Annotated in this window: 11 protein-coding genes; 5 read left to right on the top strand and 6 right to left on the bottom strand. The window is 73.0% G+C overall.

The features are described 5' to 3' along the window. Positions 1 to 122: 122 nt before the first annotated feature. The gene (locus ACZ6SQ_RS19030; RefSeq protein WP_469563221.1) at positions 123 to 1,709 is read right to left on the bottom strand and encodes a VWA domain-containing protein; all 1,587 of its coding nucleotides are present in this window, start codon (positions 1,707 to 1,709) and stop codon (positions 123 to 125) included. Between the two features lie 256 nt (positions 1,710 to 1,965). On the opposite strand from ACZ6SQ_RS19030, the gene ACZ6SQ_RS19025 reads away from it, so the two are divergent. Next, the gene (locus tag ACZ6SQ_RS19025) at positions 1,966 to 4,041 is read left to right on the top strand and encodes a PhoX family protein (protein ID WP_469563218.1); all 2,076 of its coding nucleotides are present in this window, start codon (positions 1,966 to 1,968) and stop codon (positions 4,039 to 4,041) included. Positions 4,042 to 4,120: 79 nt separating this feature from the next. Here the strand turns inward: ACZ6SQ_RS19025 and ACZ6SQ_RS19020 are convergent, their stop codons facing one another. Together ACZ6SQ_RS19020 and ACZ6SQ_RS19015 are read right to left on the bottom strand one after the other, a co-directional pair. After that, positions 4,121 to 6,058, bottom strand: coding sequence for an FUSC family protein (locus tag ACZ6SQ_RS19020; protein ID WP_469563216.1), 1,938 nt, complete (start codon positions 6,056 to 6,058; stop codon positions 4,121 to 4,123). A gap of 520 nt (positions 6,059 to 6,578) precedes the next feature. After that, positions 6,579 to 7,349: an alpha/beta fold hydrolase gene (locus tag ACZ6SQ_RS19015; RefSeq protein WP_469563213.1), complete on the bottom strand. Its 771-nt coding sequence runs from the start codon at positions 7,347 to 7,349 to the stop codon at positions 6,579 to 6,581. Between the two features lie 75 nt (positions 7,350 to 7,424). Here ACZ6SQ_RS19015 and ACZ6SQ_RS19010 point away from each other — a divergent pair, with 75 nt between their 5' ends. Further along, entirely contained in the window at positions 7,425 to 8,774 is a 1,350-nt protein-coding gene (locus ACZ6SQ_RS19010; RefSeq protein WP_469563211.1) for an aminotransferase-like domain-containing protein, read from the top strand. Here ACZ6SQ_RS19010 and ACZ6SQ_RS19005 read toward each other — a convergent pair. Then, positions 8,674 to 9,573: a hypothetical protein gene (locus ACZ6SQ_RS19005; protein WP_469563208.1), complete on the bottom strand. Its 900-nt coding sequence runs from the start codon at positions 9,571 to 9,573 to the stop codon at positions 8,674 to 8,676. The genes ACZ6SQ_RS19010 and ACZ6SQ_RS19005 overlap by 101 nt on opposite strands. Before the next feature lie 199 nt (positions 9,574 to 9,772). Between ACZ6SQ_RS19005 and ACZ6SQ_RS19000 the strand changes: the two genes are divergently transcribed. Continuing rightward, positions 9,773 to 10,357 carry an SH3 domain-containing protein gene (locus ACZ6SQ_RS19000; protein ID WP_469563205.1) on the top strand — a complete coding sequence of 195 codons (585 nt, stop codon included), beginning with the start codon at positions 9,773 to 9,775 and terminating at the stop codon, positions 10,355 to 10,357. A 100-nt stretch (positions 10,358 to 10,457) separates the two neighbouring features. On the opposite strand, the gene ACZ6SQ_RS18995 is transcribed toward ACZ6SQ_RS19000, so the two are convergent. Further along, entirely contained in the window at positions 10,458 to 10,895 is a 438-nt protein-coding gene (locus tag ACZ6SQ_RS18995; RefSeq protein ID WP_469563202.1) for a hypothetical protein, read from the bottom strand. 571 nt (positions 10,896 to 11,466) lie between these two features. Here ACZ6SQ_RS18995 and ACZ6SQ_RS18990 point away from each other — a divergent pair. Next, entirely contained in the window at positions 11,467 to 12,576 is a 1,110-nt protein-coding gene (locus tag ACZ6SQ_RS18990; RefSeq protein ID WP_469563200.1) for a PP2C family protein-serine/threonine phosphatase, read from the top strand. 75 nt (positions 12,577 to 12,651) lie between these two features. Beyond that, on the top strand, positions 12,652 to 13,746 hold the full coding sequence (locus tag ACZ6SQ_RS18985; protein WP_469563198.1) for a hypothetical protein: 1,095 nt from the start codon (positions 12,652 to 12,654) through the stop codon (positions 13,744 to 13,746). Here the strand turns inward: ACZ6SQ_RS18985 and ACZ6SQ_RS18980 are convergent. Continuing rightward, on the bottom strand, positions 13,731 to 15,980 hold the full coding sequence (locus ACZ6SQ_RS18980; RefSeq protein WP_469563195.1) for a YncE family protein: 2,250 nt from the start codon (positions 15,978 to 15,980) through the stop codon (positions 13,731 to 13,733). The genes ACZ6SQ_RS18985 and ACZ6SQ_RS18980 overlap by 16 nt on opposite strands. Between the last annotated feature and the right edge of the window lie 35 nt (positions 15,981 to 16,015).

Genomic DNA, 16,015 nt, shown 5'->3' with positions numbered 1-16,015 from the left:
CCAGGTCGGTTGTTTTGCGAACCTTGAAATCGTAGCCGAAACGGGTGGGCCGCCCGCTTCCCGTTCTGAGGGGTGGGAAGGGGCGGCCGCGGGGGTTGTCCGGGGTGGTTCCGGGGGGTGCCTTACGGCTTCCAGCCGGCCAGTACGCCGGTGTAGAGCTCGGCGTCCGTGAGCTCCCGGGGGGTCGGGCCGGCGTGGAAGAACGAGGTGTTGGCCGTCTTCAGCTTGCGGAGGTAGTCGAAGGCCTTGTTGTCGTGCTCGCCGAAGGCGACGAAGGAGAAGAAGACATCGGGGTGGTTCTTCCCGGCGTCCGTGAGCGCCTGGGTCGCGGGGGTCTTCGCGTCCGGGGCGCCGTCGGTCTGGAAGACGACCAGGGCGGGCGTGGTGGGGGCGGTCTTCGCGCGGTGCGCGAGGACGGCTTCCACGGCGGCGTGGTAGCTGGTGCGGCCCATGCGGCCGAGGCCGGCGTGGGTGTCGTCGACCTTGGTCTCGTGGTCGGCGAGGGTGAGGTCGGTGGTGCCGTCGAGTTCGGTGGAGAAGAACACGACGTGGACCGTGGCCTCGGGGTCGAGGTGGGCCGCGAGGGCGAGGGTCTGGTCGCCGAGGGCCTGGGCGGAGCCGTCCTTGTAGTAGCCGCGCATGGACGCGGAGCGGTCGAGGACGAGGTAGATCTTGGCGGTGGTGTCCGTGAGGTGGTGTGCGGTGAGGGTGGTGTGGGCGGTGTTGTAGGCGGTGAGGAGGGTTTTGGGGATGTCGGGGGTGTCCGCCGGGTCCGCTGCCGCGGGCTGGGGGGTGGGGGTCGGGTCCGCTGCCGCGGGGGTGGGCTCTTCGGCCTCGGCCGTGGGTGCCTCGGCTTCGCCTTCGGCCGGGTTTTCGTTCCCACCCGCACCACCCGTGCGGGTCTCGTCATCGGCTTCCTGTGGCCCCTGTGCCTCGTCCTCGCCGTCGGCGGCCGTCGGCTCCGGGGTCGTCTCCTCCGCCTCCACCACTGCCACGATCTCGGACAGCGCCTCGAGGTCCGGCTCGAACTCGGCCTCGGGCTCGGGGGTGGCCTCGGGGGCGGGGGCCTCGGCTGCGACCGGCTCCTCGGCCGCGACGGGCTCGGGCTCCTCGACGGCGACGGGCTCGGCCACCGGCTCCTCGGCGACGGCGGGCTCCGGCTCCTCGGCGACGACGGGCTCGGGCTCTGCGGCTACGACCGGCTCCTCGGCTACGACCGGCTCCGGCTCCTCGACGGGCTCCTCGGCTACGACCGGCTCCGGCTCCTCGACGGCGACGGGCTCGGGCTCTTCGGCTACGACGGGCTCGGGCTCGGTGGCCGGCTCCTCGGCGACGACCAGCTCCTCGGCCGCGACCGGCTCCGGCTCCTCGACGGGCTCCTCGGCTACGACCGGCTCCGGCTCCTCGGCCGCGGCGGGCTCGGGCTCGGTGGCCGACTCCTCGGCGGCGGCCGGCTCGGGGGTCTCCGCCGGCTGTGGGTCCGTTGGCTTGGGGACCGTTACGTTGTCGAAGGCCGCGGACACCAGTTCGTGTTCCGAGGCGTCGGTGTCGGCGTCGGTGTCCGTGTGGGACTCCGGGGCCGTGCGGGGCTCGGGGACCGTGGGGGTCTGGGGGGTGGCCGGCTGCGTGGGGGTCGCGTTCTCGGCGTCGGCGGTTTCGGGTTTGCGTGACCGGCCGAATGCGTTCCGCAGGAGAGTGAGAATGCCCATGAGTGCAACCCTTCGCGCGAGTTGATGCCCGTTAGATCCCTGGCCAGGACGGACACGTAAGGTTAGCGGGACCGCGTGGGGATCTTGGGGAGGGGCGTACCCCATCCCGGCGGCGACGCGCGCCGGAGTGCGCCGGTTACTCCAACTGCCGTTCGGATGTGTCGCGTTCACCGCTAGTTCACTCTGAGTCCCTGCGCGCGCACAAACGTGCTCCTAGCGTCCACGCTGAATCCAAGGGGAAGCCAGGGGAGACCAAGTGCGCATCCAGCTGCCGATCATCAGGACCAACGACTCGCATGCGGGTGGGCGCTCTGCCCTCACCTGCCGATTCCGCTGCGGCGACGCCTGTTTCCATGAGGCGCCGAACGCCAGTTCGAATGAATACCTCGGTGATGTCATCGCCGGGGCCCTCAGCCGCCGCTCGGTGGTGCGCGCCGCCGCCGTGGTCACCGCGGCCGCCGCCACCGGTACCGTCATCAGCACCGCCGCCGCGCCGCGGGCCACCGCCGCCGAGGGCGTCGGCGCCGCCCACGAGGGGCACTCGACGGCCCGTGGCGCGCGCGGTCTGCGCTTCACCCCGGTCGCGCCGAACACCGCCGACCAGGTCACGATCCCCGAGGGCTACGAGCAGAACATCGTGATCCGCTGGGGCGAGCCCATCCTGCGCGGTGCGCCGGCCTTCGACCCGGCCAAGCAGACCGCCGCGGCGCAGGCCGGCCAGTTCGGCTACAACTGCGACTACCTGGGCCTGCTGCCGCTGCGCGGGGAGCCCGGCCGCCAGATCCTCGTCGCGAACCACGAGTACACCGACGAGATCCTGATGTTCGCCGGGTACGACGCCGCGAACCCGACCGAGGAGCAGGTCGAGATCGCCTGGGCCGCGCACGGCCTGTCGGCCGTCGTCGTCGAGGGCAACCGCCGTGACGGAAAGCTCGTCCCGGTCACCCGGCACCCGCTGAACCGCCGTGTCACCGCCACCACCGAGTTCCGGCTGACCGGCCCGGCCGCCGGTTCGGACCTGCTGAAGACCTCCGTCGACCCGACCGGCACCAAGGTCCTCGGCACGCTCAACAACTGCGCGGGCGGCGAGACGCCCTGGGGCACCACCCTGCACGGCGAGGAGAACTTCAACCAGTACTTCGCCAACGGCACCCGCGCCACCGACAAGCGCTACGGCCTGAACGCCGCCGCCTCCGAGCGCAAGTGGGAGCGTTTCGACAAGCGCTTCGACGTCGCCCAGGAGCCCAACGAGCCGCACCGCTTCGGCTACGTCGTCGAGTTCGACCCGTACGACCCGGAATCCACCCCGCGCAAGCACACCGCGCTGGGCCGCTTCAAGCACGAGGGCGCGACCGTCCGCCTCACCGACGACTGCCGTCCGGTCGTCTACACCGGCGATGACGAGCGGTTCGACTACTTCTACAAGTTCGTCGGTTCCAAGAGGATGAAGCACGGTTCGTCCCGTTCCGCGCGCGAGCACAACCTCTCGCTGCTCGACGAGGGCACCCTCTACGTCGCCAAGCTCACCGGCGACTCCCCGGCGATCGAGATCGACGGCACCGGCAAGCTCCCGAACGACGGCGAGTTCGACGGCTCCGGCGAGTGGATCCCGCTGGCCACCGCCACCAGGGACGGCGCGGTCTCGCACGTCGACGGCATGACCGCCGAGGAGGTGTTCGTCTTCACCCGTCTCGCCGGTGACAAGGTCGGCGCGACGAAGATGGACCGCCCCGAGGACATCGAGCCGAACCCGGTCACCGGCAAGGTGTACGTGGCGCTCACCAACAACACCCGCCGCGGCACCGCCGGCTCCGCCCCTGTGGACGAGGCCAACCCGCGCATCGGCAACAAGCACGGTCACGTCCTGGAGCTGACCGAGCGCTGGAACCGCGCCGACAGCAAGTCGTTCGGCTGGAAGCTGTTCCTGGTCGCCGGTGACCCGAACGACCCGGCCACCTACTTCGCGGGCTTCCCGAAGGACCAGGTCAGCCCGATCTCCTGCCCGGACAACGTGGCCTTCGACCCGCACGGCAACCTGTGGATCTCCACCGACGGTGCCCAGCTCGGCTCGCACGACGGCCTCTTCGGCGTCGCGACCCGCGGCACGCGCCGGGGTGAGCTCAAGCAGTTCCTGACCGTGCCGAAGGGCGCCGAGACCTGTGGCCCGATCGTGCAGGACCGCCGGGTGCTCGTCGCCGTGCAGCACCCGGGCGAGCTCGACGGCGCCACCGCCGAGAAGCCGCTGAGCGCCTGGCCGGACGGGCCCGGCAAGATCAACCGTCCGGCCGTCGTCGCGGTCTACCGCAAGGACGGCGACGACATCGGTGTGTGACGGCCACAAGGCCGGGACCGGTCGGTGACGGCCGGGACCCGTCCGTGACGGCCGGTGGCCGGGAGGCCGGGGGCTGAGGTCAGCGCGGTGACGCGATGGCCCTCGCCGCCGCCACCTCCTGGCGCAGCGGTTCCAGGACGCTGTCCGCCGGGCCCGTGAGGTCCGTGCGGACGGCGACCAGGATCTCCGCCTCGCGCACTCCCTCGGACAGCTCCCGCAGCTGACGGGCGACCTGCGTGATCTCCGCCTGCGACGGCGGCGCGGCACCGTGCCGGACACGGACCCGCGCCGCCGTCGTCGCGTCCACGATCCGCTCCACGGCGACCACCAGCGGCCACCAGGCCGACGCCCGGCGCCCGGTGGGCGGGGGTTCGGTCAGCGCGCGCTGGAACTCCGTGCGGATCACCGACAGGTCGCGGTAGAGGCGGCGGCGCATCCGGGCCCGGCCCGCGGGATCCCTCGTCTCGCCGAACGCCGCCTCCACATAGCGCGCGGTGTCCGCCACGGCGTCAGCGAGCCGGTCGCCGACCCGGGTGTGCCAGCTCTCCGGCCACAGCAGATAGCCCACGACCAGCGCGATCGCGCAGCCCATCAGGGAGTCCACCAGCCGGGGCAGCAGCAGGTCGGTGCCCTGGTGGTTGAGGCTGTCCGACAGCAGCAGGATCACCGGAGTGATGGCCGCGGTCTGGTAGCCGTAGCCGCGCGGGGTCAGGGCGGGGATCAGCGGGGCCAGCACCAGCATCACGGGTACGTCCCACCAGCCGCGCGGCACCTGGGAGAGCACGGCCGCCGCGACCACCAGACCGCCGACCGTGCCGAGGGCGCGCAGCAGTGCGCGGGAGAACACCGAGCCGAAGTCCGGCTTGAGGACGAAGGTGATGGTCAGGGCCACCCAGTACGAGCGCGGTACGGCGATGATCGACACCAGTACCTGGGCGATCCCGATGCACAGCGCGAGCCGCAGGCCGTAGCGCCAGGAGGCGGCCGAGAGCATCACGTCCCGTGCGCCGCGCGCCGCCCGTACGCGCAGGCCGGCCGGGCGGCCGAGCCGGTCGTCGATACCGCGCAGGTCCACGTCCGGGGAGGTGACGACCTCGGCGGTGTGCCGCAGCGCGTGGTCGACGGCCCGGCTGGTCTCGTCGTCGGGTCCGGGCAGGCCGAGGCCTATCGGCCCGTTGTAGCCGGTCCTCACGGCCTCGGCGAGGTGGCGTACGGCCTGTGGGACCTCCGGCGGGAGCGGCTTGCCGCGCAGGTGGGCGGCCGGGGCGGCCTCCATGACCGGGGTGACCGCGTTGAGCTGGGCGAGCAGGCGGGTCAGTTCGGGGCTGCGGCCGTGGTGGCGGGTGCGGCGGGCGAGGACGAGGTCGTAGGCCTGGTTCATGGACTGGGTGACGGTGTGCCGGGCGTCGTCGTAGCCGTCGGTGCCGCAGGCGGCGAGCAGGTCGGCGACGGTGCGGTAGGTGTCGGCGACGGCGGCCCGTTCGGGCACTCCGGAGCGGAGCGGCCAGGCCAGCAGGGCGAGCGCCAGTACCAGCAGGCCGCCGCCGGTCACCAGTACGGGTGCCAGCCACCACTCGCCCGGCATCGGCAGGCCCGCGCCGACGACCGCGTTCAGCAGCAGCAACAGGCCTGACACGGAGGCGACGGCGCCGATCGTGGAGATCATCCCGGAGACCAGGGCGATGGCGGTGACGGCGGCGACGGCGACCCAGCCGTGGCCGTAGGCGAGGGCGCCGAGGGTGATGCCGATGGCGCCGAAGGCCTGGGGGACGGCGATGTTCAGCAGGCGCATGCGGTAGGCGTCTGCGGTGTCGCCGATGACGCCGGAGAGGGCGCCCATGGAGGCGAGTGCGCCGTACTCCGGGTGGCCTGCGGCCAGGCCGATGGCCAGGGGCAGGGTCATGGCGATCGCTGCTCGGGCCATGGCGGGTTTGTTGGGTGGGGGGACGGGTTGCGTCCGCAGGTTTCGCACGAGCCAGTCCGGTGGGGTGAGGCCGATGCTGAACTCGCGCGACATGCGCTCATTATGTGCCGGGTGAGCTTCTGGCCAGGGGGTGCTCCCCCCGCCCCTGGGGTGGTGCGTTGTCGGGTGCGGCGCCGTTGTGGCCGTTCGCGCCCACGCGGCGGAGCCGCACATGGATACAGCCCCGCGCCCCTAAAAGCTTTGCGCTGTTCCCCGCGCCCCTGGGGTGGTGCGTTGTCGGGTGCGGCGCCGTTGTGGCCGTTCGCGCAGTTCCCCGCGCCCCCAAAAGCCTTGCGCTGTTCCCCGCGCCCCTAAAGGCTTTGCGCAGTTCCCCGCGCCCCTGAAAGACGCGCAGTTCCCCGCGCCCCCAGAACCTGCGCAGTTCCCCGCGCCCCCAGAACCTGCGCAGTTCCCCGCGCCCCCAGAACCTGCGCCGTTTCCCGCGCGCCTGAAGGTCCGTGCCGCTGACGGTCTTGTGGTGGTCCTGGTGTTCCATGAGGGGGTGTCGTGAGGTGCCCGAAAGGGGCGCGGGGAACTGCGCGAGCGGCCACGGACGGCCCGCAGCCGATGTCGGTCAGGGGTTGTCCGCTCGGGTCAGTAGGTCGGCCAGGGCCTTGTTGAAGGCTGTGGGGGTTTCCAGGGTGGGGAGGTGGGCTGCGTGGGGGATTACTCGGAGGGTGGCGTCGGGGAGGGTGGGGGCGTCGGGGAGGGGGGTGTAGGTGTCGTCGGCACCCACCACGACCAGGGAGGGGATGGTGGTCCGCGCGAGGAGCGGGCGATAGTCGGGCCGCTCCGCGCGGCCGCGCAGCGCCGCGGCGGCACCACGAGGATCCGTCGCGGTCATCATGCGGTGGACATGCGCCTTGACGTCGGCGTCGGCGTAGGGAGCGACCATCCGCTCCAGCACCTCGTCGGCATACCCCCGCATCCCCTCCCGCAACAGCCGCTCGGCCATGGCGTTGCGCGCCACCCTGCCCTCGTCGGTCTCCGGCGCGGCGGTCGTGTCGGCGAGCAGCAGCCCCCGCACCCGGTCGCCGAACAGCTCCAGGCAGGCCATGGCGATCTGGCCGCCCATCGACAGCCCGCCCAGGACGAACGTGTCCACCTCCAGCTCGTCCAGCAGGTCCCGCACGTCCTCGGCGAACCGCGGCAGCGGGGTGATGCCCGGGACCACGGGTGAGGCCCCGTAGCCGCGCAGGTCGGGCGCGATCACCCGGCGCTCGGCGGAGAACGTCTCGATCTGCGGGGCCCACATCGTCCGGTCGAAGGGGTGACCGTGGATGAGGACGAGCGGGGTCAGGGCGGAATGGGGGCCTTTGTCGTCGAATGACAGGAAGGGTGCCATGTGTTCGACCCTAGGGTTCCCCGACTTCTCGGGGCAATAAGATCTTTGCCCTCGGTGCAATGTGAAGGGGGAGCCGTGCGCGAGGACTTCCGGCGGATCGCCGACCGTATCGCCGAGGACATCGCCTCCGGCCGGCTCGCCCCGGGCCGTCGGCTTCCCCCGCAGCGCCGTTTCGCCCGCCGCCACGGCATCGCCGCGTCCACCGCCGAGCGCGTCTACGGCGAACTCGCCCGCCGGGGCCTGGTGATCGGCGAGGTGGGCCGGGGCACCTTCGTGCGGGCCACGCCCCCGGCCCCGGCGGGCCGCGCCCTCACGGAGGCGGGGAACACGGCGGCCACGCCCGTGAACCTGGAGCTCAACTACCCTGCCGTGCCCGGCCAGTCCGAGCTGCTCGCCCCCGTGCTGGCGGAACTGTGCCGACCCGACGTGCTCGGCGAGGCGTTGCGGCCGGCCGGGGCGGGCGGGACCGGGGCGGCCCGGGAGGCGGTCGCCGCACTGCTGGCCGCGCCCGGCTGGCGGCCCGGGGCGGAGCGGGTGCTGTTCGCGGGCAACGCCCGGCAGGCCGTCGCGGCGGCGCTCGCCGCTCTGGTGCGCCCCGGGGGCCGGGTCGGGGTGGAGGAGCTGACGTATCCGCTGGTCAAGGAGATCGCGGAGCGGCTGGGCGTCGTGCTGGTGCCGCTCCCCCGCGACGACGAGGGCCTGTGCCCCGAGGCCCTGGCCGCCGCCCACCGGCGGACCCCGCTCTCCGCGCTCTATGTGCAGCCGACGCTGCACAACCCGACCTCGTTCACGATGCCGGACGCGGCCCGGCGCCGACTGGCCGCCAGGGTGGACGAGTTGGGCGTGCCGGTCGTCGAGGACCGGATCTGGTCGTTCCTGCGGCCCGGCGACACCCCGCTGGCCGCGTACGCGCCGCACCTCACACATGTCGTCGACGGCCTGTCCAAGCGGGTGGCTCCCGGGCTGACCGCGGGCTTCCTCGTCGTACCGCCCGGCCGGACCGAGTTGGTGTCGGCGGCGCTGCGGTCGGGCGGCTGGGGCGCGCCCCGGTTCGCGCTGGAGGCGGCGGTGCGGTGGATCGCGGACGGCACGGTGGAGCGGCTGGCCGAGGCCAAGCGGGCGGACGCGGCGGCACGGCAGCGGCTGGTCGCCGGGGAACTGGCGGGCTTCGCCGTACGGTCCGACCCGCACGCCTACTACGCCTGGTGGGAGCTGCCCGCGCCCTGGCGGGCGGACACCTTCACCGCGGCGGCCGCCGCGCACGGTATCGCCGTCACCCCGGGACCGGCCTTCGCCGTCGGCCCCGGCCGCACCCCGGACGCCGTCAGGCTCGGGCTCGCGTCGGCGCCTCGGGACGATCTGGCACGGGCGCTGCGGACGCTCGCCGCCGTCGCCCGGGGCGGACCCGGTCCGCGTAACGGGTGAGCCAGGTCAGCCCGGCGACCGCGAGGCCGAGGGCCAGCAGCAGCCAGGACACCGTGCGCAGGGTCCCGGTCAGGGCGTCGTAGACGGCCCCGGCCGCGGCCGAGGAGACCTCGGCGGGCAGACCGGTCACGGTCAGATGCCGCCCCACGGCCACCGCGACCCCGAGCAGCGCGCCGCCGAGCGCGGTGCCGAGGGCGGTCGCGGTGACCGCGCGGCGGCGGCAGGTGGCCACCGCGATCCCGGCGACGGCGAGTACGGCCGCGCTCAGCGGCAGCCAGAACGCGGCGATCTCCAGCACCCGCAACCCCTTCCGCATACCGTTCAGTTCGGCGGCCGGCAGTACGGCCACCTCCCGGTGCTCGACCGGGATGCGCCGGGCCAACGGCACGTGCTCGGACGTCAGTTGGTGTTTCACCCGGGCGGTGACCGGCGCGATGTCCACGGTGACCGGGCCGGTGCCCTCGCCGTGCAGGGCGCGAAGCACGGCGTCGTGCGCGGACCGGTTGGCCTGGTCCCAGCCCGCGCGGAAGGCCGCGGTGCCGGCGAACGACCGTACGGCGTCACGGAGATAGGACCGGGCTATGCCGGTGCCGGTCTCCCGGGCGAGGCCGTCCCCGACGGTGTCCGCGACGGCGTCCTGCACGGCCGGGTCCTCGGCCAGCGGCCCCATCGCGCGGACGTAACGGCCCGTGTCCGCCAGCCCGTACGCCGCCCAGGCCGCCAGCGTGCCGAACGGCAGCAGCAGACAGGCCAGGCCGACGAGGGCGGCGGAGAGGGCGGTTCGTACGCGGGGGGACACGTCTTCAAGCCAAGTCCCGCCCCGGGGGCGGCGCGAGCGGGGCGCGGCCGTACGGGTGCCGGGGTTCTGGCATATGCCGGACGGGCTTTCCCGGAAGCCCTCGAACACCCTCGAACGCGCTCCCAACTGGGCGTTCCCGCCTCCGGTGGAGGGTTCACCCGAACGGGTGTTTCCTGGTTCTGGGGAAAGGAGGTCGATCATGCGCACCACTCCGGCCCTGCGGACCCTGACCGCGGCCCTGCTCGCGGGTGGCACCCTCGCCGTCGCGGCGGCGGGCACCCTGGCGGCAGCGGCGACCCCACCGGCGTACGCCGACGGACAGCTCGGCGCACCCGGCGACGGATCGCACGATCCGATCTGGGGCACAGTCGTCTCCCGGACCGACCTCAATCTGAGGCAGGCACCCACCACCCACGCACCGGTCGTCGGCTCGCTCTCACCGGGCAGCCCGGACCGCGTCCAGTGCAAGGTCATCGGACAGAGCGTCAACGGAAACCCGTACTGGTACTGGCTCGTCGGCGCCCAGGCGTGGGCGACCGCGGCCTTCGTCGAGACCGACCGCCATCACGTGCCGACCTGCGCGGACCCCTGTCCGCGATGGAAGGACGGCGAGTGGACGAACTGGGACGACCCGTTCTGGAACGACTCCTGGAGCGCCTCGGGCTCCTCGTCGTGGAGCGTGTCCGGCACCGGCACCGGCACCGGTACCGGATCCGGGTCGTGGAGCGTGTCCGGCTCATGGAGCTGGAGCGTTTCCGGAGCCTCGTCGGGCGGCTGGGACTGAGTCCCGGTCACCTGGTGAGTGGAGGGATGAGGGAAACGTGGACCCCGGCGAATCCGCCGGGGTCCACGGCTCTCTCCGGAGCCGGACGGGGTGGACGGGGTCAGGAGACGCGATGGCCCTCGGCGTCCTCGTGCGTGTAGTAGCGGTAGAACACCACCGCGAACACGCTCGCCGTCACCCACAGCGACATCATGACCGAGCGCACGATGGACTCGCCGGTCTGTGAGTACAGGAAGCCGAAGGCGCAGCCCGAGAACGCCGCCCAGAGCACCGCGTGCAGCTCGCGCATCATCAGGGGGGCCACCGCCCGTACGGCGATCCAGGCCAGGGCGAACGCGGCGGTGCTGGCGAAGCCGAGCAGGACGTTCCAGCCGGTTACCGGGCCGCCGTCGCGGTTGATGGCCGCGACCCAGTAGCCGTACACGAGGCCTAGGCCTATGGGCAGGGCCCAGTGCATGATCTTGTGTGTGCGGACGCTGAACACGTCGGGGAGTCCGGCCGCGTTGTAGCCCGTGGGTGTGGGTGCCGCGTGAGCCATGAGAGCACTCCTCTCTCCTCGCCTACCAGAGCACACCTACGAAGCCCCGAAGGCAACTCGATGCGCCTGTCGCCTGCGTCCCCGGGAAGGTGCGTCGTCGGGTGCGGCCCCGTCGTGCCCGTCCGCGCAGTTCCCCGCACCCCTCAAAGGCCTGCGCAGTTCCCCGCGCCCCTCAAAGGCCTGCGCAGTTCCCCGCGCCCCTAGAAGCTTGCGCAGTTCCCCGCGCCCCTAAAAGCTTGCGCAGTTCCCCGCGCCCCTCAAAGGCTTGCGCCGTTGCCCGCGCCCCCAAGCGGAAACCCCGTCGTTCTCCGCGCTTCTGGAAAGGTGCAGCTTCTCGCGCCTCCGAGGGCGCTCGCGCACCTTTAAGGGGCGCGGGGAACTGCGCGACCAGCCCACGATCACCCGCACATGCCCATGCACAGAAGTGATGCACAGAAGTAAGTGGGAAAGTCACCGTCGCCCGCGGTCGCGGGATGCGGGGGGTGCGGGGGCGTGTTTCGCTGGGGCGGTGAGCGGTGACGGCGGGCGGCGCCTGCTCGACCGGTATCCCCGGCCCGGGCGAAGAGACGCCGTGCACCGCCACGAGCTCCTGCGCATCGGCGACCGCAGCGTCGCCTGGATCCCCCCGCTGATCCTGCTCGTCGCCATCGTCGCCGTCGACTACCGGACCCCCCGCGACTTCCGGATCATCTCCTGGCTGGTGCTGGTGCCCGGCATCGCCGCCGCGATCTGCGGACTGTGGGGCACCGTCGTCTACGCCGTGCTCGCCCCGGCCGTCTACCTGCTCGCCGACACCGCGCTGCCCGGCCAGTACCAGGCCGGCATGGCCGACTTCGTGCTCGCCGCGCTCGGCGGCATCCTCGCCATGGCCGCCTGCGCGGTCCGGGTCCGCGGCGAGCGCCGCATGGTGCACATGCGGGACATCGCCGACGCCACCCGCCGCACGGTGCTGCGCCCGCTGCCGCCCGGCTTCGGCGGCCTCGACCACGCCTTCGTCCACCTCGCCGCCGACACCGACGCCCGCGTCGGCGGCGACTTCTACGACATCCAGCCCGGCCCGCACGGCACCCGTGTGTTCCTCGGGGACGTCCAGGGCAAGGGCCTGGCCGCGGTGGACGTGGCGGCCGCGCTGCTCGGCACGTTCCGCGAGGCCGGCTACCACGAGGCGGACCTGTGCACGGTCGCCGACCGCCTGGAGATCCGGATGATCCGCCACCGCGCCCGCCTCGCGGCCCTCGGCGACCCGGAGGGCGACCGCTTCGCGACCGCGGTCCTGCTCGGCTTCCCCGACGACGCCCCGGACACGGTCGACGTGATCGTCTTCGGCCACGACCCCCCGCTGATCGTCGGCCCCCAGGGCGTACGCGCCCTGCCGCCCGGCGACACCCTCCCCCTCGGCCTGGCCGAGCTCGGCCTCAGGGCCGGCCCGCCGCCCGTCAACCGCGTGCCCCTCGGCCCCGGTGAGACTCTGCTGATGACCACCGACGGCGTCACCGAGGCCCGCGACCGGCACGGCGTCTTCTACCCGCTCGGCGAGGAGGTCGAGGGGGCCGTGGCCGCCGACCTCCGGGCCGTGGAGCCCCGCCGCCTGGTGGTCCTCGTCCGGGACGGGACGCTGCGTCACTGCGGCGGCAGACTGGCCGACGACACCACGGTGTTCGCGGTACGGCGGCTGAGGTAGGAGCCTCGCCGCGAACGCCCTGTGTCGCGACCCGTTACGGTGTGGAACCGGTACGTGATCTACAGGGAGGCGACCATGCCCGGAACCGTGCTGCTGCTCGCGGCCTCACCGGTGGGCCGGGGCAGACTCGTGGACGCGGCCTCGGTGCTGCCGGTCCTCGCGGCCGTCGCGCCCGCCGTGCTCGCGGGCACGGACACCGCGAACGTCGTCGAACTCGCCGACCCGCTGGACCCGCAGGCCGTGCTGACCCGGCTGCGCGCCGCCGCGGCCGCCCCGGGCCCGCTCACCGTGTTCGTCAGCGGCCAGCTCCAGCTCGACCGCCGTCAGCACCTGCCCCATCTGGCCCTCGCCCGCACCACCCCTGCGACCGTGCGCTACACGGCCCTGCCCTGGCACTGGTTCCGGGAGGAGCTGCGGCTGCGGACGCCCGGGACCACGACCCTGGTCCTCGATCTGCACGCGGACGCCGAGACCTGGGAGCGGCTCGGGGAGCACCCGCTGGACTGCGGCCGCGGCACGGCGGTGTACGGGCGGCTCGCCCCGCCGCCGGGCAGACGGACCGTGGCACGGCCCTCGTACATGAGGGCCGTGGCGACCGTGCTGCGCAGTGGTCTTCGGCCGCCGCTGGAGCGGCTGCACGAGGAGGCGCTCGCCCGGGTGGCCGCCGAGGGCGAGACCGTCGGGACGGTGCTGACCGCGCCCGCGCCCGCCGCCCCCGGTGATCCGCACCTGGCGCTCACCGACGCCGTACGGGCCGGGCGGCACGCGGAGGCCGACGCGCTGGCATCCGGGTGGGAGCAGACGGCCGTACGGGCGCACGGGCCCGGGTCGGCGGAGGCGCTGCACTGGACGGAGGTGCGGGCCGATCTGGCGATGCTGGCCGGGGACCCGGTGCGCAGCTGCCGCACCTGGCTGGCGGTCGCCGCCGCGCGGCTCGCGGCCGGGCAGGCGCCGGACGCGCCGGCCGTAGAGGCGGCGGCCGACCGCGCCCACCACCAGTGGGGCCGTATCGACGACGGAGCGCGGGCCCGTGAACTCGGACCCGCGCTCGCGGAGTTGCGCTCCAGGGTGCCCGGCCGCAGACAGGGCGCCCTGGAGGACGTGCGCGGGAGGCTCAGTCGGCTGGAGCCGGTGGTGCCGCCGCCCGCCGCGGTTCAGTTCGTGAAGTAGAAGTACTTCCAGGCGCCGTGGGTGGTGGAGTTGACCGAGTCACCCGAGGAGCCGTTGATGTACGACGAGCGGGCCCGCAGGCGCCAGCCGGTCTCGTGCGGGCCGAGCAGCTCGACCTTGGAGACACCGGTGGAGCTCAGCTCGAAGTAGTAGCTGTTCGCGTCGTACCACTTGCCCTGGTAGTAGATCTCGAACGCCAGCTTCTGCTGACGGCCGGGGTACCGGGACATGACCGTGGTGAACAGCGGGTTCCTGTTCTTCTTGTAGTAGTGGTAGGTCTGCCCCCACACGGCCTGCTTCTTGTAGTAGCCCGTGAGGCCCAGCGAGACCCGCACCTTGGCGCCGACCGTGCTGCTCACCGAGCGCGGCTTGTAGCGGGAGTCGCCCGCGAACCGAGCGGTGATCCGCGCGTCGCGGGTCATGTCCAGGACGACCGAGAGGTTGCCGCTGGAGTTGACCGTGCCGGACCTGACCAGACGGTTGGGCTTGTCGGCGCCGAACGGGTCGGCCCAGATCTCGACCTTGCGGTTCTTGTACGTGGTGCCGAGGTGCGCGGTGAAGCGCACGTCCGCGCCGTACGAGTACACCCTGCCGTTGTTGTTCAGCGTCAGCGACGGGGTGGCCCGGGAGACCTCGACGCTGTCCGTGGCGGAGGCGGCGAGGTGGGTGGTGTCGCCGGCGTACGTCACCTTGTAGCTGACCCGGGCGCCGGAGAGCGGGGTGTCCGTGAAGGAGAACTTGCCGCCGGTGCCGAGGAGCTTGGTGCCCAGGGACTTGCCGTTCGGGGACTCCATGTCCGTGCGCACGACCGTGAGCGGCGTGCCCGCGGGCAGCCTGGACGCGGAGACCAGCGTGCCGCTGACCGTGAGGGGCTTGGCACGTGGGGCCGTCGTCGGGACGTTGACCGTCGCCGTCGTCGGGTACTTGCGCGGCTCGTCGATACGGCGGAAGCGGGTGCTGTCGCTGTTCCCGGTGAGCACGAACAGCTTGGTGCCGTCGGTGGACCAGTTCAGCTGGTGGCCCCACTCGGGCATCCACTGGTGGGTCAGGTTGCGCACGCTGGCGGGCCCCGCCGGGCCACCGCTGAAGACGTACGTGTCACCGAGGTCGTCCACGTCGCGGACGGTCGCGGCGACCGTGCCGTCGGGCGCGACGTCGACCATCAGCGGCTGGTCCTTGGTGGGGTAGGTGCGCACCACGGACAGGTCGGACAGCTTGTACTCGGTCACCGCGCGGGAGCCGGGGCCGGCGACCACGATGGACTGGCCGTCCGGGGTGAGCGCGGCGTCGCGGTGGAAGCCGCCCGGAGTGGCGGAGCGAAGGATCGCCGGGGTGCCCGTGGCGACGTCGTAGACGACGATCGGCGCGGAGCTGATGCCGCCGTCGAGCGCGACGAGCGTGCCCGCGTTGTCCGGGTCGGCGTAGAGCATGGGCGGGGTGGACCAGTTGTAGCCGCCGTCGAGGCCGAGACGGACGGTGGGCGCCACGTCGTCGCCCTCGGCCTGCGCGGCCAGGGCCTGCGGCTCGGACGGGGGGTCCGTGGGGTCCGTCGGGTCCGGGGTCTCGGTCGGCGTCTCGGTGTCCGTCGGAGCCGGGGTCTCGGTGGGCTCCGTCGGGGTGTCCGTCGGTGACGGCGGGTCCGTCGGCTCGGTCGGGGTGTCCGTCGGTGACGGCGGGTCCGTCGGGGTGTCGGTGGGCGTCGGCGGCTCGGTCGGCTCTGTCGGAGTGTCCGTCGGCGTCGGGGTCACCGTCGGCTCCGGCGTCGGAGGCGTCTTCGGGATCAGGTCGACCGCGCCGAGACCGGAGTCCCACCCGTCGCCGTAGCCGAACCAGATCGTGCCCTCGGTGTACGCGACGGTGGACGGGACGGTGCCGGTGCCCGTCGGGTACTCGGCGGTGAGGGCGAGTGACGCGGTGTCGATGGCGACGATCTTGTCGGCGCCCTGCACGGCCGCGTACAGCGTCTTGGCGTCCGGCGTCAGCACCATGTCGCGGACGCCGGGCAGACCGGTGAACGTCTTGAGGACCGTGCCGGAGTAGTTGGTGACGACGATCCGGTTCTCGTACCGGTCGCTGAAGAAGATGTGCTGGTGGACGCCGTCCACGACGCTGTCGTCGGCGTCCTTCACGGCGACCGGCCGGTCCGTGTCGGCGATGGCGGGCGTCGAGGTGAGGACAGCGGAACTGAAGAGGACCGCCAGGGCGGTGGCGGCCGGGAGAGTGCGGATGCGCACGCTGGTTCCCCCCGGAACAAAAGAAAGGTGGGCCT

The sequence above is a fragment of the Streptomyces sp. NPDC048600 genome (assembly GCF_055587025.1).
This window is presented reverse-complemented; position numbering and strand designations above follow the sequence as displayed.

Coding starts and splice junctions, on each gene's coding strand:
- ACZ6SQ_RS19030 (WP_469563221.1), bottom strand. CDS start 1,709: ATGGGCATTCTCACTCTCCTGCGGAACGCATTCGGCCGGTCACGCAAA.
- ACZ6SQ_RS18985 (WP_469563198.1), top strand. CDS start 12,652: ATGCCCGGAACCGTGCTGCTGCTCGCGGCCTCACCGGTGGGCCGGGGC.
- ACZ6SQ_RS19000 (WP_469563205.1), top strand. CDS start 9,773: ATGCGCACCACTCCGGCCCTGCGGACCCTGACCGCGGCCCTGCTCGCG.
- ACZ6SQ_RS19015 (WP_469563213.1), bottom strand. CDS start 7,349: ATGGCACCCTTCCTGTCATTCGACGACAAAGGCCCCCATTCCGCCCTG.
- ACZ6SQ_RS19020 (WP_469563216.1), bottom strand. CDS start 6,058: ATGTCGCGCGAGTTCAGCATCGGCCTCACCCCACCGGACTGGCTCGTG.
- ACZ6SQ_RS18995 (WP_469563202.1), bottom strand. CDS start 10,895: ATGGCTCACGCGGCACCCACACCCACGGGCTACAACGCGGCCGGACTC.